Raw genomic sequence first — 17,875 nt, 5'->3', positions numbered from 1 at the left:
GGTGGCCGACTCCAGGACTGGGCCGACCGCCGTCTCTTTGGCATGATCGTGCTTCCTGCACGTTCACGTCGGCAAGCACATCGGGGGAGGTCGGCCCAGGTGATCCTCACGGTCACGCTGAACACCGCTCTCGACATCACCTACCGCGTACCGTCCCTCAGGCCGCACGCCTCCCACCGCGTCACCGAGGTGACGGAACGCCCCGGCGGCAAGGGTGTCAACGTGGCCCGGGTGCTCGCGGCGCTCGGGCACGAGGTGACGGTGACGGGATTCACGGGCGGGGCGACGGGCCGGGTCGTGCGGGAGAAGCTCGCGGCGGTGCCGGGCGTCGTGGACGCGCTCGTGCCGATCTCCGGGGCGACCCGCCGCACCATAGCCGTGGTCGACGAGCGCACCGGCGACACCACCCAGCTGAACGAACCGGGCCCGACGGTCCTGCCCTCCGAATGGTCGGCCTTCCAGGAGGCCTACGAGGACCTGCTCCCCACGGCCTCGGCGGTGGCCCTGTGCGGCAGCCTGCCGCCGGGCGTCCCGGTGGGCGCGTACGCGGGCCTGGTCCGCACGGCCCGCTCCTTCGCGGTCCCGGTCCTGCTGGACACCAGCGGCGAACCGCTGCGCCGGGGCGTCGCGGCCCGCCCGGACATCATCAAGCCGAACGCCGACGAACTCGCGGAACTGACCGGCTCCCACGAGCCCCTGCGCGCCACCCAGGACGCCCGCCGCCGCGGCGCCCACACGGTGGTCGCCTCCCTCGGCCCGGACGGCCTCCTCGCAGCCACCCCCGAGGGCCACTGGCGAGCCACCCCACCGACCCCCGCACGAGGCAACCCGACGGGCGCGGGCGACGCGGTGGTGGCGGGCCTGCTGTCCGGCTGGGTGGACCACCTCCCCTGGCCGGCCCACCTGACCCGGGCGACAGCCCTCGCGGCGGCGTCGGTGCGGGCACCGGTGGCGGGGGAGTTCGACCGGGGGGTGTACGAGGAGTTGCTGGGCAGGGTGACGGTTTCGGGAGAGGTCAGCGCGGCCTAGACCGGCTCAGTCCTTGACCTGGCCCGCCTTCAGCCACAGCTGGTCCAGGAGGACGTTGCACTTGTCGCCGTCCTGGCAGGACACGGTGATCGTGTTGGTGCCCTTGTTGAGGGTCGGCCAGGCGTAGGTCTTCGTCCAGCCCTTGGCGAAGTCGCCGTCCGAGGTGTGCGTGAAGTTGCCCAGGTTGAGCTTGTCGCCGAACGGCTTGCCGTTGACGGTGAGCGTCATCTCCTGGTCCTCGTCGACCGCGCTGTAGCGGGCGAAGAGGGTGTAGGCACCGCCCTTGGGGACACCGTTGACGGTCCAGGTGACGGAGGAGCCGACCTGGTTGAGGTTGCCCACGTAGATGCCGCCGTCGGACTGGGCGCCCTTGACGTCCTGGGCGAGGGTCGCGGCACCGCCGAGACGCAGCGCCTTGGCGTCGGTCGTGGGCAGCTCCGCCGCGCTCTCCCCGGCAGCCTGGCTCTTCGAAGGGCTCGGCTTGGATTCCTGGGACTGGGTCGGGGAGGTGCCCACCTCGTCGGACGCCTTGTCCTTGTCCTTGTCGCCGCCCAGCATGGCCACGCCGATGCCGATGACGACCGCGGCGACCACCGCGATCGCGCCGATCAGCAGGCCCTTGTGATTCGGCCCACGGCCACCCCGGCCGCCACCTCCCGCGCCCGGCAGCTGCTGCTGCGCGGTCGTGGCACCGCCGGGCAGCGTCTCCGGCGCCGCGTAGTGCGCGTTCGGCCGGCTGTACGCACCCTGCTGCTGCGGGACCTGCCCGTAGGGCGCGGTCTGAGCGGCCTGCGGCTGCTGCTGGCCGTAGGGACGCGTGCCGACCGCCCGCACCCGGTTGACCGAGTTCGGGTAGCCGTAGCCCCCGGACGGCGGCTGGGCTCCGTTGGCCTGCCCGTCGGCGTAGAGATAGCCGAACGGGTCGTCGTCCTCGGGCGTGCTCGCGCCGTTGTTGCCGGGCGTCATCCCTTGGTCTCCTCAGTCAGGTGCGGTGCATGCGGTACACGGGTGAGTAAGCGAGCCTACCCGCTCCCAGAGACCCAAACGGGTGACTCAGACCGCATCAACTCACTGACCAGGGCTTCACCCGGCGCGTCTGTGTTGTTTGGGACGAGATCGTTTCTCGACGTACATCCGCTCGTCAGCGGATTTCAACACTTCGTCCGCCGTCATTCCACAGTGTGCCCATCCGATGCCGAAGCTCGCGCCCACCCGGACGGCCCGCCCCTCGGCGCGGATGGGCTGGATGATCTCGTTGCGCAGCCGGACCGCGAGGTCCTGGGCGTCGGCCCGCCCGAGCCCGTCGGCGAGGATGACGAACTCGTCACCCCCGAGCCGCGCGACCGTGTCGCCGTCGCGGACGCCGTTGCTCAGCCGCCGGGCGACCTCGATGAGCACCGCGTCACCCGCGTTGTGCCCGAAGCGGTCGTTGATCGACTTGAAGCCGTCGAGGTCGCAGAAGAGCACCGCGAGGCCCTTGGTGCCGTCGTCGTGGTCCCCGTCCGGGGCGACGGTGTGCACATGGTGGTCGTAGGCGTCGTACGGTTCGGCGCCCTGCCGGAAGTCGAAGCCGGGGCCGACCACGTCGAAGGCGGGATGGCCGTAGGCCGCGTCGACGGACTCGGCGGCGGCGTGCGGGGACGACGCGCGTTGACAGAGCCGGGCGGACAGCCGGGAGCGCAGCTCCGCGGAGTTCGGCAGGCCGGTGAGCGAGTCGTGCGAGGCCCGGTGGGCGAGCTGGAGCTCGCGGCGCTTGCGCTCCTCGATGTCCTCGACGTGGGTGAGGAGGAAGCGCGGCCCGTCGGCGGCGTCCGCGACGACGCTGTTGCGCAGCGACACCCACACGTACGTGCCGTCGCGGCGGCCCAGGCGCAGCTCCGCGCGCCCGCCCTCCGCCGAGGTGCGCAGCAGGGTGCCTATGTCCTCGGGGTGGACCAGGTCGGAGAAGGAGTAGCGGCGCATCGCGGACGCGGGGCGGCCCAGCAGCCGGCACAGGGCGTCGTTGGTGCGCAGGATCCGGCCGTGCTGGTCGCCGCCCATCTCGGCGATGGCCATGCCGGACGGGGCGTACTCGAAGGCCTGCCTGAAGCTCTCCTCGCTCGCCCGCAGCGCCTGCTGCTCGCGCTCCAGACGGACGAGCGCCCGCTGCATGTTGGCCCGGAGCCGGGCGTTGCTGATCGCGATGGCGGCCTGGAAGGCGTACATCTGCAGCGCCTCACGGCCCCACGCTCCGGGTCGGCGGCCGTTGCGCGGCCGGTCCACGGAGAGCACGCCGATCAACTCGCCGCACGTACCGCTGCCCTTCGGGGCGGGTGCGTACATGGGGGCGAAGAGCCGGTCGGCCGGGTGCCACTCGTCCTCGAAGCGGGGGGCGGGGCCGTCGGTGTACCACTGCGGGACGTCGTCGTCGTCGAGGACCCAGCCCTCGGTGTGCGGTATGAACACCAGGTCGCCCCAGTGCTCGCCCATGCCGAGGCGGCGCTCCCAGGAGTCACGCGAGCCGACCCGGCCGGTGATGAGGGCCTCGGCGGCGGGGTTCCCGGCGAAGGCGGCGACGACGAGGTCGCCGTCCGGCCGGACGAGGTTCACGCACGCCAGCTCGTACCCGAGGGCCGCGACGACGCCCTCCGCGACCGTCTGCAGTGTGTCCGCCAGGCTGCGGGCCGTGTTCATGTCGGCCATGACCTGGTGCAGTTGTCGCAGGGACGCAAGACGGACGTAGGGCTCCGACTCGGTCTCCATGCTCGCCCTCCCCCCGAGTACCTCGCAGCGAATCAAGAATCAAGGGTTCTCATCGGCGTACGGTCCTGGCAGCTTCCCCGCCACTGAATCACAGCGCGCTGCCCACTCGGTACACAGGGTCAACAATTCCTGCCCCTTGTGACTCAAGTCACAGGCAAAGCTGAACAATTGAGTGGAGTTTCTGCGTTCTTCACGTGCGGCTACCGAACGCAAACTTTGTCAGGTTGCGCACATGTATTTCCGTCACGCCCGTCTGCGGACCCTTTGACGTCGGTCGGGAGTCCTAAGACCGTGATCGGGCGGGAGTCCGATGCGGTGCGCGGGAAGCGGCGATTAGCGTTGCCGTGTGCCGAACACTCCCGCTGCCACGTCCCCGGTCCTTCCGTCGCCCGCCGCCGGGCATGCTGAGGGGGTGAGCAACGACGAGTTCCGCGCCGCCATGTCCCGGCTGGCCTCGGGTGTGGTCCTGGTGACCGCGCAGGAGCCCTCGCTCGACCCGGGCGACCCCTCGGCGCCGGACGTCGAGGACGTGGGCATGACGGCGACGGCCTTCATGTCGGTGTCCCTGGACCCACCCCTGGTGCTGGTCAGCCTGCGTGAGGGCTCCCGCATGGACGAGCTGCTGGAGGAGCAGGAGCTGTGGGCGGTCTCGGTGCTCTCCGAGAGCCAGCGGCACATCGCGGGCCGTTTCGCGATGAAGGGCCGCGTCAGCGACCGCCTGCTGTTCGCCGACATCCCCTACACCCGCGGCGAGTACACCCACGCCCCGCTGGTCGGCGGCGCCCTGGCCGTCCTGGAGTGCCGCACCGAGCAGCGGGTGCCCGCCGGCGACCACACCCTGGTCATCGGCCGTGTCCTGACCGCCTCCGTCCCCAGCGCGCAGGGCGGCCCTCTGACGTATTTCCACGGCAGGTACCGGCACTTGGGCTGAGGCGGTCGGGCTGAGGAAATCGCTGGCCGGGCGCCGAGCCGCCCGCCTAGGGTGCGCGCATGACGACGACCGGCCTCCGCCTCGAGGAGATCACTCCCGCGAACCTCGACGCCGCCCTCGGCATCCACGTCCGCCCCGACCAGGAACACGCCGTCGCCCCCGTGGTGAAGTCGCTCGCCGAGGCCTACGTCCATCCCGGCGTCGCCTGGCCCCGCCTGATCGTCGACGGCGACCGCCCGGTCGGCTTCCTCATGGCCTGCCTCGACATCGACTGGTTCGAGGACGGCAGCGTCCGCCGCTCGGGCCTGTGGCGGCTGAACATCGCGGCCGGGGAGCAGGGCAAGGGCTACGGCCGCTTCGCCGTCGAGGCCGTGGCGGCCGAACTGCGCCGGCGCGGCAGCGAAGAGCTCTACGTCACCTGGCACCCGGGCCCCGACGGCCCGGAACGGTTCTACCTGGGACTCGGCTTCCGCACGAACGGGGAGCAGAGCGGAGGCCAGACCGTGGGCGTGCTGACGCTGGTCTAGCGCGCCTAGCCCCAGTTCCGCGGGGAGCGCCCCTGCTTGGTCTCCGAGCGCTGCTTCTTCTGGCGCAGCCGCCGCTCGTTGATGCCCCGGGGGATCCGGGTGGGCTTGCGGGGTTTGGGCGGGGGTGCGGTGGCCTCCGCCAGGAGTGCGGCGAGGCGTACGGCGGCGGCCTCGCGGTTGCGCCACTGGGAGCGGTGTTCCGAGGACCGCACGGTGACGACCCCGTCGACCAGGCGCCCGGCCAGCCGCTCCAGGGCCCGCTGCTTCCACACCGCGGGCAGCGCCTCGGTCTTCGCCAGGTCGAAGCTCAGCTCGACCTTCGAGTCGCTGGTGTTGACGTGCTGCCCACCCGGCCCCGACGACCGCGAGAAACGCCACATGAGCTCGGCCTCGGGCAGGGAGACGGAGCCGCGGATGACGTGGTGACCGGACATGCCGTCCATGTTCCCGCTTCTGTCCCGTCCACGTCATCCCAATAACGGCGAGTAAAGAAAGTAAAGGACCTGGAACCTCGCGTACCCCTCTCCACGTTCATGGGGGTAGCGGTAGCTTCGGTGCCGCAGCTTCTTCGCCGCATGTAAAACGAGGGAAGGGACTCCCAACAATGGCTGTAAGCCTGTCCAAGGGTGGCAACGTCTCGCTCACCAAGGAGGCTCCGGGCCTGACCGCCGTCACCGTGGGCCTCGGCTGGGACGTCCGCACCACCACCGGCACGGACTTCGACCTCGACGCCTCGGCGATCGCGGTCAACACGCAGGGCAAGGTCTACTCGGACGCCCACTTCGTGTTCTTCAACAACAAGCAGACGCCGGACAACTCCATCGTCCACACCGGCGACAACCGCACGGGTGAGGGCGCCGGCGACGACGAGGCGATCAACGTCAACCTCGCCGCCCTCCCGGCCGACATCGACAAGATCGTCTTCCCGGTCTCGATCTACGACGCGGAGAACCGCAGCCAGAACTTCGGCCAGGTCCGCAACGCCTACATCCGCATCGTCAACCAGGCCGGCGGCGCCGAGATCGCCCGCTACGACCTGTCGGAGGACGCGGCGACCGAGACGGCCATGGTCTTCGGCGAGCTGTACCGCAACGGCGCGGAGTGGAAGTTCCGCGCGGTCGGCCAGGGCTACGCCTCGGGCCTGGTGGGCATCGCCCAGGACTTCGGCGTCAACGTCTGACGGACGCCTGAGCGCAGGGAGGAGCCCCCGGGCCGGACATCCGGCCCGGGGGCTCCTCCCGCAGGGGCGCGGAACCGCGCGGCAAGCCACCACCGGCCCGCACCGCACAGAGCTCCCGAGCTCCCGAGCCCCCACGGCGCGCCGCTATCCGCCCCACCCCGGGATACGTTCCCCACGTGATCCTCGACCCCCTGCCCCCCGGCCCCCTGGGCGACGACCTCCTCGCGGAGCTGACCGCCCTCTACGCCTCCAACCACGCGTTCCACACCCTCGGCGGCGACTTCCCCGATCCGAAGGACATCCGCCCCGAGCAGGTCGCGGCCGCCCTGGCGGAGGAACGGGAACACCCCGGCACCGAGATCCTGCTCGCCCGCGGTTTCGGCCGCCTGATCGGCATCGCCGTCACCCTCGCCCACCACCCCGACCCCGCCGATCCGGACCCCTGGATCGGCCTGCTGATGGTCGACGCGAACCTGCACGGCCAGGGCCACGGCCGCCGTCTGGCCACCCTCGTGGAGGACCGCTTCCGCGCGGCCGGCCGCACCGGGGTGCGTCTGGCCGTCCTGGACGGCAACCACACGGCCTCGGCCTTCTGGACGGCGCTGGGTTACCGGGTCATCGACCACCGTGAGGATCTGCTGCGGCGGCGCCCCTGCTCGGTGCTGCGCAAGGACCTGTCCACGCCGTAGGCCTCAGGCCCGCTCCGGCTTGCCGTCCCCGTACAGCCACTCGTCCCAGACCGGCCGCAAGTCCGCGCCGGGCGCCTGCTTCTCGGCGAACGCCGTGAAGTCGGCCGTGCCGGCGTTGCCGTACCGGTACGTCGCCGCCCATCCCTTGAGGATCGAGAAGAACCGGTCGTCCCCGACGGCCTGCCGCACCTTGTGCAGCACCATCGCCCCCCGCCAGTACACGGGCGGGTCGGAGATCCGCGCGGCGCTCGGCGGGTCCGCCGGAGGGAACTCCCAGATCTCCTCCCCGGCCTCCTCGGTGTCGAAGTGGGCGCCGGAGTACAGGGCGTCGAAGGTCTCCTGCGCGCTCCGCCCGCCGTGGTCCTCCTCCCACAGCCACTCCGCGTACGTCGCGAAGCCCTCGTTGAGCCACATGTCCCGCCAGCTCTCGGGCGTGACGGAGTCGCCGTACCACTGGTGGGCGAACTCGTGCACGAGGAGCGTGAGATCGGGCGCCCCCGGGAACACCGGCCGGGTCTGGGTCTCCAGCGCGTAGCCGACCTCGGCGGCGTGGTCGACGATCGCCCCGGTGGAGGAGAAGGGGTACGGACCGAACCGCCGCTCCGCCCACCGCAGCACCTCCGGGATCCTCTTCAGCACGGGCCGGCTCGCCGCCGCCTCGGCCGGGTCGACGGCCGTGTACACGGGCAGGTCCCCGGCTGCGGAGCGGCCGACGTCGAAGCGGCCGATCGCTAGCGTGGCGAGGTAGCCGGCCATCGGCTCACCGCAGTGCCACACGAACGTCGTACGCCCCCGCTCGGTCCTCTCGCCGCGCAGCTCCCCGTTGGACACGGCCCGCAGGCCCCGCGGCACGGTGACCGTCAGGTCGTACGCCGCCTTGTCGGAGGGGTGGTGGTTGCCGGGGAACCAGGCCATCGACCCCGTCGGCTCGCCGAGCGCGAGCGCCCCGTCGGCGGTGCGCAGCCAGCCCTCCCGGGAGCCGTCCGGGTCGGTGACGGTCTCGGGGGCTCCGGAGTAGCGGACGGTCACCCGGAACGTCTCGTCCCGGTCGATGTCGTCGTGCGGCCGGACGGTGAGCTCCTGCCCGGCGCGGTTCCAGCGGGCCACCTCGCGGCCGACGGTGACCCTCTCGACCTCCATGCCGAGGAAGTCGAGGTCGAAGGCGGACAGGTCCTGGGTGGCACGGGCGGTGAGGGTGGCCGTGCCGGTGAGGTGGTGGGCGCCGGGGTCGTAGGCGAGGCGCAGGCCGTAGTGGGTGACGTCGTAGCCGCCGTTGCCGGCCTTCGGGAAGTAGGGGTCGCGGACGCCGGAGCCGCCGGGGGTGCCGTGCACTCCGCCGCCGCAGGCGGTGGCGGCCAGGGCCGAGGCCAGCAGGACGGGGACAAGACGTACAGAACGGGCCACGACCGTGATCCTACGATCACGTGACACCATCACCTCCGTGCTCGACATCGGCTACGCCCTCTCCAACCGCTTCCCCGACCCGCCGCAGACCGACTACCGCCGCGCGGACGTCCGGGCCCTGCGCCACGACCTGTTCTGCGGGGACGTCTATCTGGCGGACACCAAGACCGATCACGAGGTGTCCACAGCCTGGGGATGGGTGCCGGTGCTCGACTTCGCGTGGGCCCTGTGCGACATCGTGGAACGCATCGACCGGGATCCGGCGGGCTCCAGGGCGTCCCGGCCGCAGCGCGCCGAGCTGGACTTCACCGAGTCGACGGACCGGATGCTCTTCGAGCGCCGCTTCGGGTGGGTGGACATCGAGGCCGACTGGATGCGCCCGGAGGAACCCGCCCTGACCGTCTCCCACGCCGAACTGCGCCGCGAGGCACGGGACTTCCTGCACGACCTGATCGCCGACCTCACCGACCTGCACGACGACCTCGCGGAGAACCCGGCGATCTGGACCCTCCAGGCCCGCTTCCCCCGGGTCTCCTGAGGCACCGGGCGACCGCGGTGACACCATCACCGGTGTTCAGTACCTGACACGGGGAGAGCGGGAGCATGACCACGGGGCGCGTGACGTACGACCTGAACCACAAGGTGCACCCCCCGGCCGTGGTCGGCGACGACGGCGCGGGGCGGGGCACGTCCGTCCGGCTCTGCCGCGACCCCGACGCTCCGGCCCCGGACCGGCTCCGCTCGCTGCGGGCCTTCCAGCTGCGCGCCGAGGACGGCACACCGGTCGCCCGCGTGGTCACGCGGCAGCCCCTGGGCACCCGGCTGAGCGGGCGCCCGGCGGTCTACCACGTCCTGGATCCCCGGGGCGCCCCGCTCGGACGGATCACCTTCCGGCGGCGCCGCGCCTTCCGCTGGGGACGCGAGCGCTGGACCGTGGAGCCTGCCGCCGGACCCGTCCTCCACGGTTACGCGGGCCGTCTGGTGTGGTGGGCCCTGTGGTGGCCCCTGGGACTGCCCCTGCGCCTGCTGTTCCTGCTGTGGGTCCTGATGGCGGAGGCCGACCTCGGCTTCCGCCCGCCCCGGGGCATCATCTGGCGGGACTCCTCCCGCAACGCCCACCTCGTCTTCCGCGCGGTGGCCGAGGACTACCGGATGCTGCGGCACGAGCTGGACCCGCGCCTGGTCAACGCCCTCATCGCGCTGCACCGGTCCTACGACCCGGCGGAGGGGACCGGCTCGCCGGGCTGGTACGAGGCCTGAGCGCTGCCGAGGTGCCGGGCGGCGGGTCTCAGCCCTCCACGCGGATCCCCCACTGCGCCGCCAGCACCGGCGCCAGATCCAGCAGCTGGGCCGGGCTGATCACCGCCCCCGACAGCCGGTCGAGCCCACCGCTGATCTCCAGGGAGGTGGCGCCCCGCAGGTCGACGTCCGCCAGGGTCGCCGCGTGGAAGTCGGCGCCCTTCACCGCGCAGTCCACGAACTCCACCCGCTCCAGACGGGCCCCGCCGAAATCCGGCTCGACCAGGACGCAGCCCTCGAAGACGACGTCCCTGAGCCGGGCCGTGCGCAGATTCAGATAATCGATCTTGCCGCCGCGGATCAGCACCCGCTCCAGCACCGCCCCGTGCAGCTGCGGTCCGCCGAGCCGCGCGTCCACCAGCTCCACATCCCGCAGGGTCGCCTCGGCGAGGTCCGTGCCCACCCCCCGGACTCCGGTGAGGACCGAGTCCAGGACACGCGCGTGCCGCAGCCGGGACTCGTCCAGCGCGCAGCCGGTCAGGGCGCAGTCCATGACGCGGGCGCCCGAGCCGTCCTGACCGGAGAGGTCCGCCTCCCGGAAGTCCAGCCCGTCGTAGTCCCCGTCCGGCTCCAGCGCGGCGCCCTCGTACGGCTCCAGCACCGGCAGCCGCACCTCCGGTCGCCGCGCGCCCTTCACACCCGTACCGCCCGCCGCTCTCCTCGCCATGCCCCCATGCTGCACCCGGCCACTGACAACCGGCCCCGAGCTGCGAGAACACCGGCCATGTCACATTCCGGCGCCCCGGATCGGTCGTACGTGCAGAAGGCGACCCCGACCCGAGGGAGATTCCCACCCATGCACCGCATCACCGTCATCGGCGGTGGCTTCGCCGGCCTGACCGCGGCCATCACCGCCGCCGAGGCAGGCGCCAAGGTCACCCTCCACGAGGCCCACCACACCCTCGGCGGCCGGGCGCGCACCGCCGAGGGCCCCTACCGCACGAACGAGGGCCCCCACGCCCTCTACAACGGCGGCCCGCACTGGGCCTGGCTCAAGCAACGCGACCTCATCGGGCCGCTCGCCCCGCTCCCGCCCCTGGAGGCGGCCCGGCTCCGGCTGCGGCACCGGGGCGTGCTGCGCCGCACCCCGCCCTTCCCGATGCTGAAGCTGCTGCGCCGGACGGTCCGGCAGGCGCCCGTGGACGCCGACTTCCTGACCTGGGCGACCGGCATCGCGGGCGAGGAGGGGGCCCGGGCCGCCGCCCACTACTCCGCGGTCGCCCTGTTCCACCACGACCCCGGGTCGCTGTCGGCCGCGTTCGTGCAGGAACGGCTGCGCCGCGCCACCAAGCTGCCGCCCGAGGCGCACTACCCGCGCGGCGGGTGGGCCGGCCTCATCGACCGGATGGCCGCCCGTGCCTGGAACCTGGGCGTGCGGATGGAGACCCTGTCCCGCGTCGACACGCTCCCCACCGGCACGCCCGTCGTCGTCGCCACCTCCCTCGACGCCGCCCGCCGCCTGCTCGGCGACGACTCCCTGACCTGGCCGAGCGGCCGCACCGCCCTCGTCGACCTGGCCGTGCGCACCCGGCGCGGGGACCCCTTCGTCATCTCCGACCTGGACGCGCCCGGCTGGCTGGAGCGCTTCACCGCCCAGGACCGCACCCTCGCCCCGGCCGGCGAACAGCTGATCCAGGGACAGCTCCCCCTCGCCCCGCACGAGTCCAAGGCCGACGGCACCGCCCGCGCCGAGCAACTGCTCGACCTGGGCTTCCCGGGCTGGCGCGAGCGCGTCACCTGGCGGCGCGAGGCGGTGGCGAGCGGCCGTACGGGCGCGGTCGATCCGCCCGGCACCAGCTGGCGGGACCGCCCGGCCGTGGACCGGGGCGACGGCGTCTACCTCGCCGGCGACCAGGTCGCGGCTCCCGGTGTGCTGTCGGAGGTCTCCTTCAACAGCGCCCTGACGGCCGTGTCCCTGGCCTTCGGCCGACGGGAGCTTGACCTCAAGCATGCTTGAGGTTGAAAGCTGGTCGCACCGAACGCCCCACCAGAGGAGCTGCCATGTACGCCGTGCGCCTGCACGCCTTCGGCCCGCCCGAGAACCTCACCTACGAGCAGGTCGAGGACCCCCGGCCCGGTCCCGGCCAGGTCCGGATCGCCGTACGCGCGGCGGGCGTCCACCTCCTGGACGCCGCCCTGCGCGAGGGGATGCGGGGCGGACCGGCGGCCGAGCCGACACCGCTGCCCACCGTCCCCGGCCGGGAGGTCGCCGGTGTCGTGGACGCCCTGGGCGAGGGCGTCGCCGGGCTGTGGCTCGGCAAGCAGGTGGTCGCCCACCTCGGCTTCGTCCCCGGCGGCTACGCCGAACTGGCCGTCACCGAGGTCGAGCGCCTGCACGAGATCCCCGGCAACCTGGACTTCGCCGAGGCCGTCGCCATGATCGGCACAGGCCGTACGGCGATGGGCATCCTCCAGTTCGCCGACCTCGGCCCCGACTCCGTGGTGGTCGTGCCGGCCGCCGCCGGAGGCATCGGCACCCTGCTCGTGCAGTACGCCCACCACGCCGGCGCGACCGTCGTCGGCCTCGCGGGAGGGCCGGAGAAGACCGCCCGTGTGCAGGCCGGCGGCGCCGACCTCGCCGTCGACTACAAGGACCCCGCCTGGCCGTCCAAGGTCCGGGCCCACCTCGGCGGCCGGAGCGCGACCGTCGTCTTCGACGGCGTCGGCGGCGACGTCGCCCGCGAGGCCGTCGCCCTCCTCGGCCCGGGCGGCAGACACATCGTCTTCGGCTGGTCCGGCGAGGGCATCAAGGACGGCGGCCCCTACCTCGTCGACGGCGTCTCCGAGCAGGTCCTCGGCCCGGTGATGCTGGGGAAGGCCGGCGGACCCGACCCTCTGCGCACCCTCGAACTGCGCGCCCTCACCGAGGCGGCGGCGGGCCGGCTGACCCCGGCCGTACAGCGCTTCCCGCTCTCCGAGGCCGCGGCCGCGCACCGGGCGCTGGAGTCCCGCCGCACGATCGGAAAGGTGGTTCTGGAGCCATGAGGGCGACGACCACGCCGTGCGCCGTCGGCGTCTTGTGGGTCGTCGACATCTGGTGAGCCGTCGGCGACTGGCGGGCCGTCGGCGTCTGGTCGGTCGTCGACATCTGGCGAGCCGTCGGCGTCCGGTGGGCCGTCGGCGTCATGCGCGGAGGCCTGAGGGCGTGGCGGCCCTGGGCGAGGGCGAAATTCGCATGACCCGCCCCGGCCCGCCCCGCTACCGTGCCGCGGGTGATCGACATTCCCCGGGAACTGGCGGAATCACAGGAGAAGTTCAACGGTGAGGCGGGCCGCGCCTTCATCGCGGGACTGCCCGAGCGGACGGCCCGCTTCCTCGACCACTGGGCCCTCGAACCCGACGGCCCCCCGATGCACGGCGTCTCCGCCCTGGTCCTCCCGGTCGTCCGGACCGCCGACGGCACCCCGGCGGTCCTCAAGCTCCAGATCCTCGACGAGGAGAGCGAGGGCGAACCGGTCGCGCTGCGCGTCTGGGACGGCGACGGAGCCGTACGCCTCCTCGACCATCACGAGCCCACCTGCACCATGCTGCTGGAGCGCCTCGACGAGACCCGCATGCTGTCCCGGGAGCCGGACCCGCACCGGGCCGTCGTCACCATCGCCGAGCTCCTGGCCCACCTGACGTCCTTCCCGGCCCCGCCCGGCCTGCGCCGCCTCGGTGACATCGCCCGGGCCATGCTCGACCGGACCCCCTGGGCCCTCGGCCGCATCCCCGACCCCGGGGTCCGCCGCCTCGTCGCCGACTGCGCCGCCGCCGTGCGCGAGGTCGTCGGCGAACCGGGCGACCGGCTCCTGCACTGGGACCTCCACGACGAGAACGTCCTGGCCTCGGGCCGTGCCCCCTGGCTCGCGATCGACCCCAAGCCGCTCGCCGGCGACCCCGGCTTCGAGCTGTGGCCCGCCCTCGACAACCGCTACGACCCCGACGACGTCCTCTGGCGCTTCGACGCCATGACCGACATCCTCGCCCTGGACCGCCCCCGCGCCCGCGCCTGGACCCTGGGCCGCCTCCTCCAGAACGCCCTGTGGGACATCGAGGACGGCCGCCCCCTCGATGACGACCAGCTGGACATCGCCCGCCGTCTGCGCGTCCACGGCGCCTGACCGGGGAGGGCGAGGGGCAGCGTGCCGCGATACCCCCTCGTCGTGCCGCGGCACGCTGCCGGTCCGGTGCTGCCCTCAGAAACAGGGCCTGGAGACGTTGCCCACCTCGTTGCCCTGGAGCAGCCCGCCCCAGATGTAGTTGCCGTCCGACAGGAGCACCCACTTGTCGTGGTGGACGCCGTTGGCGCTGACGAAGCCGCCCACGAGCCAGCACTCGGCGCTCAGGCTCTGGTTCGGCGCGACGGTGTAGGCGATCCGGTAACCCGTCGCCGGCCCGATCCGTACGTTGCCGTTGATCCAGGTGGTGACCGTCTGGGACTGGACACTCACGGCCTCGGCCCGCTGGGCCGGCGCGGCGACCGCGGGAGCGGCCGTACCGGCCGCCACCAGGACCGCGGCGGCGGCCGCCGCAGTCATGAGCCCGGTCTTCGAACGTGACGTAAGGCGCTGCATCGTTGTCTGTCTCCTCCGTTGTCTTCGAGGCGCTGTCCCGGCGGGACGGCGTCCTCGCCGTGCGGTCATGTGTGACACGCGGTCAGGTGAGGGAAGGGGCGCCAGGGCAGGTGGGAGGCCCTAGGTCAGGGCACTTCCGGCCCGCCACTGCTCCCACGACAGGTTCCAGTCCCCGTACCCGTTGCCGGGCGCGACGGTCTCCTTGGAACCGACGACCCGTATGACGTCGCCGGGGATCACCTGCTCGTAGAAACGGCGCGCCGTGCCGTCGGTGGCCAGGCCTATGCAGCCGTGGGTGACGTTGCCGCGGCCCGCGTAGGTGTCGGCCTTGGCGTTCTGGTGAAGGTAGGTGCCCGAGGCCGTCAGATGGACCGCGTAGTCGTAGTAGCCCTTGTAGGCGTCGCCGTAGCCGACGGTCCGGGAGTCCATCCACACCCTGCGCTGCTTGTCGGACACCACCATCGTGCCGTTCCAGGTGTCCATGCCCGGTGCGCCCGCGGTGATCGGGACACGACGCTCACCGGAGGCGGTGACGACCGTCATCTCATGACGGCGGACGTCGACCGTGGCGACCAGCGAGCGCCCGACGGTGACATGGCGCGTCAGCCGCGAGCCGACGCGCACGGTGATGTCCGTGCCCGGTCGGTGGAACGCGCGGGGCCGGTAGTCGATCCGCTGCCCCTCCGGCAGGTTCCGGTCCTTCACCCAGCTCCACGCCCCGGCCGCCGCGGGCGCGGTACGAACCTTCAAGGCCCGCTCCACCCGGGCTCGTTCGGCCGGCGGGACCGGCCGGGCGAAGGTCACCGACAGCGGCATGCCCACCCCCACGACCTGCCCGTCCCGGACGTTGAGGCGCGCGGTCCGCAGCGCCTCGGGCTCCGGCCGTTCGGGCGCTTTGGCCGTGTCCGGCGACGGGGCCGCGGTGCCCGTCCTCGCGTCCTGCCGGGCCGTGGCGTCCGAGGCGACCGGCCCCGAACACGCCGTCACGGCCCCCATGACGCAGACGGTGATGACCGCCCATACGGATGCGGTCCACCCGGCCCGGCCACGCTCTTCCCCCGTGATCACGCGCAACCCTCTCGTTGTGTTTCCATGTACGCCACCTGTACGCACGGCAGGGCAGCCGGGTTGCAGCGGATGCGAACTCTTTTTTCGCGGGACTTCGGGGCGAGGACCACACGGGGGCGAACGGGCCATGACGGAGGAGGAGTTCGACATCTTCTACGCCTCCGCCTTCCCACGGCTGGTCGGGCAGGTCTACGCCGTGACCGGGGATCTGGCGGAGGCGCAGGACGTAGTCCAGGAGGCGTTCGTGCGCGCCTGGGACCGGCGGCGCGAGATGCTGGCCGACGAGGCGCCGGAAGCGTGGGTGCGCACGGTGGCGGTACGGCTCGCGATCAGCCGCTGGCGCCGTGCCCGGCGCTGGCTGGAACTGGTACGTCACAACGCGCCCCCCGAGCATGTCCCCGGGCCCGGCCCGGAGCACGCCGCGCTGGTCCAGGCCCTGCGCCGGCTGCCGCAGGCCCAGCGCACCGCGATCGTCCTGCACCACCTGTGCGACCTGAGCGTGGAGCAGGTAGCCTCCGAGACCGGCGCGGCCGTGGGTACGGTGAAGGCCCGCCTGTCACGCGGCAGGGCCGCGCTCGCCGTGCATCTCGCCCCCGAGCGGACCGGCCTGCGAAACGACAGCGGTGAGAAGGAGGGCGACCGTGTCCGATGACCTCACCGACCTGCTGCACGACGTCGCCGACCGTCACCGGGTCCCCCCGCACGTGCCGGGGCAGGAGATCAGGCGGCTTGCCGACCGCCGTGGACGCCGGCGCCGTGCGGCCTACGCGGGCGGGGCCGCCGCCGTCGCACTGACCCTCGCCGGGGGCCTGGCCATGGCGTTCACCGACGACGGCACCCGCCCGGCGCCCCCCGCCGCGGCGAGCGCCAGCGCGCCGCTCCAGCCGTCACCGCCCCGGCCGCACCGGGCGAAGGCCACGGCGACGATCGACCTCACGCAGCACGAACTCGCCCTGTCCGGACGCCGGTTGCCCGTGTCCGGCGGCACCGCGCAGCACCCCACGCCGACCGGCCGGATGACCGTCGTCGCCAAGTACGCCCAACGGCGCATGACGGCCGGGACGGTCGGGCTGGGCGACGAGTACGACATCGCCCTGCGCTGGGTGGTCGAACTGCGGGCCGCCGACGGCACGACCAACTACCTCGTCGCCCTGTCCTTCAACGAGCAGGCCCCCGGCGAGCGCGACGTCACACAGGGCTGGATCGGACTGCGCTCGGCGGACGCGAAATGGTGCTACGAGCTGCTGCGCCCCGGCGACATCGTCCGCATCAACCGCACGAGCCCGACCCACGACTGACCGCACCCCCTCCCCCACCTCACGACGAAACCCCAGGTCGGAAGGGTCCGACCTGGGGTTTCAGCAGAGCCCCCTGTCGGATTCGAACCGACGACCTACGCATTACAAGTTGTCGGATCTTGTTCCGAGGGCATCCGGTGCAGTCCGTCCGGTGAGGCAAGGGCGAGGTCATCGCTCCTGACGTACGTCGACGGACGCCAACGGACTCCCCCAAGCTGAGGAGTTACTGAGACCACGTCTGAGACCTATTCGTGTCGTCAGGCTGTCCGCGCGACACCAAGACGCCGGGCCTGCCAGTGGACTAGTCTGTGGCCATGTCGCACGAACAGGACTCAGTCTCAACGCCCGGTGGGCTTGGGCATGCTGGCCTGACGGCGACGTCCAACTACACGGGACTCGGTCGCGCGAGTCGGCACTTGCAGGTCACGCTTCGAGCTGACCACATCCTCGCAGCGATCAAAGATCTCACTCGCCTCGTCACCGACGATTCGCAGGCCGCCGTAAAACTCACGGAGGACCTGCTCGCTGGCGCTGAGCGAGACACCCGGCTCCCCTCCGTAACATCCGGGATCATTTACGGGCTCGACCCGCGCCCCTCCCCTATCGCGTTGCTGAGGGATGACTGGGGCGTCGCCTTCGCCAGCATTGGACAGCAGGTACTCCGCGATCTGTGGGATTCCTGGCTGTCCGTGCGACACCTCTCGCCGGTCGAGCGTCACCAAGCCCTTGAGGCTCTTGGGCGAGCCGAGAGCACGGTCCGCGGCATCAAGGCTGCCGCTCAGCGTGCTCTTAATCAGCGCGTCAGCTCTCAATACGGATTCCTAGGCTGCGTCCCTCCGAACGACACTTCACCCTGCGGCGTACTAGGGCTCGCCTCCCCGATTGTCCCAGGGGCACCCTCCCCTCGGCCGACTCCCCAGCAGGAAGTCATGGCCACTGCCGCTTAGCCCTTCATGATGGGGCTGCGGCCCCACTATGAGGACGATCGTGCAAGCATTCGGCTCAGTGGACTGGAACTCAGTCACTAAATTCATCATCGAAGGTTTCAGCCTCCTGGCTCTCTTCGTCATCCTGCTCGTCGGTTTCCTGCGCCAGCTCCCGGATTTGGCCCGGGAGTGGCGAAAGGTGCGCAGGGCTTTTCGGAGGTCGTCC

20 protein-coding genes are annotated in these 17,875 nt (G+C 72.1%); 12 read left to right on the top strand and 8 right to left on the bottom strand.

Annotation, left to right across the window (positions count from 1 at the left end):
* Positions 1 to 99: 99 nt before the first annotated feature.
* Positions 100 to 1,029 carry a 1-phosphofructokinase family hexose kinase gene (locus AC0665_RS28360; RefSeq protein WP_478509600.1) on the top strand — a complete coding sequence of 310 codons (930 nt, stop codon included), beginning with the start codon at positions 100 to 102 and terminating at the stop codon, positions 1,027 to 1,029.
* A gap of 6 nt (positions 1,030 to 1,035) precedes the next feature.
* Here AC0665_RS28360 and AC0665_RS28355 read toward each other — a convergent pair whose 3' ends face one another.
* On the bottom strand, positions 1,036 to 1,995 hold the full coding sequence (locus AC0665_RS28355; protein WP_478607598.1) for a carbohydrate-binding protein: 960 nt from the start codon (positions 1,993 to 1,995) through the stop codon (positions 1,036 to 1,038).
* A gap of 117 nt (positions 1,996 to 2,112) precedes the next feature.
* On the bottom strand, positions 2,113 to 3,771 hold the full coding sequence (cdgB, locus tag AC0665_RS28350; RefSeq protein WP_468411849.1) for a diguanylate cyclase CdgB: 1,659 nt from the start codon (positions 3,769 to 3,771) through the stop codon (positions 2,113 to 2,115).
* 346 nt (positions 3,772 to 4,117) lie between these two features.
* On the opposite strand from cdgB, the gene AC0665_RS28345 reads away from it, so the two are divergent.
* Both AC0665_RS28345 and AC0665_RS28340 read left to right on the top strand, forming a co-directional pair.
* A complete protein-coding gene (locus AC0665_RS28345) occupies positions 4,118 to 4,702 on the top strand; it encodes a flavin reductase family protein (protein WP_468411851.1) in 585 nt (194 codons plus the stop codon).
* Between the two features lie 59 nt (positions 4,703 to 4,761).
* Positions 4,762 to 5,229, top strand: coding sequence for a GNAT family N-acetyltransferase (locus tag AC0665_RS28340; RefSeq protein ID WP_468411853.1), 468 nt, complete (start codon positions 4,762 to 4,764; stop codon positions 5,227 to 5,229).
* A gap of 5 nt (positions 5,230 to 5,234) precedes the next feature.
* Here AC0665_RS28340 and arfB read toward each other — a convergent pair whose 3' ends face one another.
* Positions 5,235 to 5,672: an alternative ribosome rescue aminoacyl-tRNA hydrolase ArfB gene (gene arfB, locus AC0665_RS28335; RefSeq protein WP_468636126.1), complete on the bottom strand. Its 438-nt coding sequence runs from the start codon at positions 5,670 to 5,672 to the stop codon at positions 5,235 to 5,237.
* 161 nt (positions 5,673 to 5,833) lie between these two features.
* On the opposite strand from arfB, the gene AC0665_RS28330 reads away from it, so the two are divergent.
* A complete protein-coding gene (locus tag AC0665_RS28330) occupies positions 5,834 to 6,409 on the top strand; it encodes a TerD family protein (protein WP_010035999.1) in 576 nt (191 codons plus the stop codon).
* A 176-nt stretch (positions 6,410 to 6,585) separates the two neighbouring features.
* Positions 6,586 to 7,098, top strand: a complete 513-nt coding sequence (locus AC0665_RS28325) for a GNAT family N-acetyltransferase (protein ID WP_468411859.1) — start codon at positions 6,586 to 6,588, stop codon at positions 7,096 to 7,098.
* A gap of 3 nt (positions 7,099 to 7,101) precedes the next feature.
* On the opposite strand, the gene AC0665_RS28320 is transcribed toward AC0665_RS28325, so the two are convergent.
* Positions 7,102 to 8,532 carry a M1 family metallopeptidase gene (locus tag AC0665_RS28320; RefSeq protein WP_478607914.1) on the bottom strand — a complete coding sequence of 477 codons (1,431 nt, stop codon included), beginning with the start codon at positions 8,530 to 8,532 and terminating at the stop codon, positions 7,102 to 7,104.
* A 7-nt stretch (positions 8,533 to 8,539) separates the two neighbouring features.
* Between AC0665_RS28320 and AC0665_RS28315 the strand changes: the two genes are divergently transcribed.
* Both AC0665_RS28315 and AC0665_RS28310 read left to right on the top strand, forming a co-directional pair.
* Entirely contained in the window at positions 8,540 to 9,040 is a 501-nt protein-coding gene (locus AC0665_RS28315; protein ID WP_468411861.1) for a hypothetical protein, read from the top strand.
* A 65-nt stretch (positions 9,041 to 9,105) separates the two neighbouring features.
* Positions 9,106 to 9,762, top strand: a complete 657-nt coding sequence (locus tag AC0665_RS28310) for a hypothetical protein (protein ID WP_478607594.1) — start codon at positions 9,106 to 9,108, stop codon at positions 9,760 to 9,762.
* A gap of 28 nt (positions 9,763 to 9,790) precedes the next feature.
* On the opposite strand, the gene AC0665_RS28305 is transcribed toward AC0665_RS28310, so the two are convergent.
* Positions 9,791 to 10,468 carry a pentapeptide repeat-containing protein gene (locus AC0665_RS28305; protein WP_478607592.1) on the bottom strand — a complete coding sequence of 226 codons (678 nt, stop codon included), beginning with the start codon at positions 10,466 to 10,468 and terminating at the stop codon, positions 9,791 to 9,793.
* Positions 10,469 to 10,597: 129 nt separating this feature from the next.
* Between AC0665_RS28305 and AC0665_RS28300 the strand changes: the two genes are divergently transcribed.
* The 3 genes from AC0665_RS28300 (at position 10,598) to AC0665_RS28290 (ending at position 13,904) form a co-directional block, all read left to right on the top strand.
* Positions 10,598 to 11,758, top strand: a complete 1,161-nt coding sequence (locus AC0665_RS28300; protein ID WP_478706043.1) for an NAD(P)-binding protein — start codon at positions 10,598 to 10,600, stop codon at positions 11,756 to 11,758.
* A 44-nt stretch (positions 11,759 to 11,802) separates the two neighbouring features.
* Positions 11,803 to 12,786, top strand: a complete 984-nt coding sequence (locus tag AC0665_RS28295; protein ID WP_478706042.1) for a zinc-binding dehydrogenase — start codon at positions 11,803 to 11,805, stop codon at positions 12,784 to 12,786.
* A 218-nt stretch (positions 12,787 to 13,004) separates the two neighbouring features.
* Positions 13,005 to 13,904, top strand: coding sequence for an aminoglycoside phosphotransferase family protein (locus tag AC0665_RS28290; RefSeq protein ID WP_478607584.1), 900 nt, complete (start codon positions 13,005 to 13,007; stop codon positions 13,902 to 13,904).
* A gap of 75 nt (positions 13,905 to 13,979) precedes the next feature.
* On the opposite strand, the gene AC0665_RS28285 is transcribed toward AC0665_RS28290, so the two are convergent.
* The gene (locus AC0665_RS28285) at positions 13,980 to 14,321 is read right to left on the bottom strand and encodes a hypothetical protein (RefSeq protein ID WP_468411871.1); all 342 of its coding nucleotides are present in this window, start codon (positions 14,319 to 14,321) and stop codon (positions 13,980 to 13,982) included.
* Between the two features lie 156 nt (positions 14,322 to 14,477).
* Positions 14,478 to 15,353, bottom strand: coding sequence for a L,D-transpeptidase (locus AC0665_RS28280; RefSeq protein WP_478607581.1), 876 nt, complete (start codon positions 15,351 to 15,353; stop codon positions 14,478 to 14,480).
* Between the two features lie 199 nt (positions 15,354 to 15,552).
* Here AC0665_RS28280 and AC0665_RS28275 point away from each other — a divergent pair, with 199 nt between their 5' ends.
* Positions 15,553 to 16,077, top strand: coding sequence for a SigE family RNA polymerase sigma factor (locus AC0665_RS28275; protein ID WP_468411875.1), 525 nt, complete (start codon positions 15,553 to 15,555; stop codon positions 16,075 to 16,077).
* The gene (locus tag AC0665_RS28270; RefSeq protein ID WP_478706041.1) at positions 16,067 to 16,723 is read left to right on the top strand and encodes a L,D-transpeptidase; all 657 of its coding nucleotides are present in this window, start codon (positions 16,067 to 16,069) and stop codon (positions 16,721 to 16,723) included. The genes AC0665_RS28275 and AC0665_RS28270 overlap by 11 nt, the downstream gene beginning before the upstream one ends.
* A gap of 338 nt (positions 16,724 to 17,061) precedes the next feature.
* Here AC0665_RS28270 and AC0665_RS28265 read toward each other — a convergent pair whose 3' ends face one another.
* A complete protein-coding gene (locus AC0665_RS28265; protein WP_478706040.1) occupies positions 17,062 to 17,535 on the bottom strand; it encodes a hypothetical protein in 474 nt (157 codons plus the stop codon).
* Positions 17,536 to 17,875: the final 340 nt, after the last annotated feature.

Source organism: Streptomyces sp. NPDC043685 (assembly GCF_056436585.1).
The sequence above is the reverse complement of the archived record's forward strand: the minus strand, read 5'-3'. Positions and strand labels throughout refer to the sequence as shown.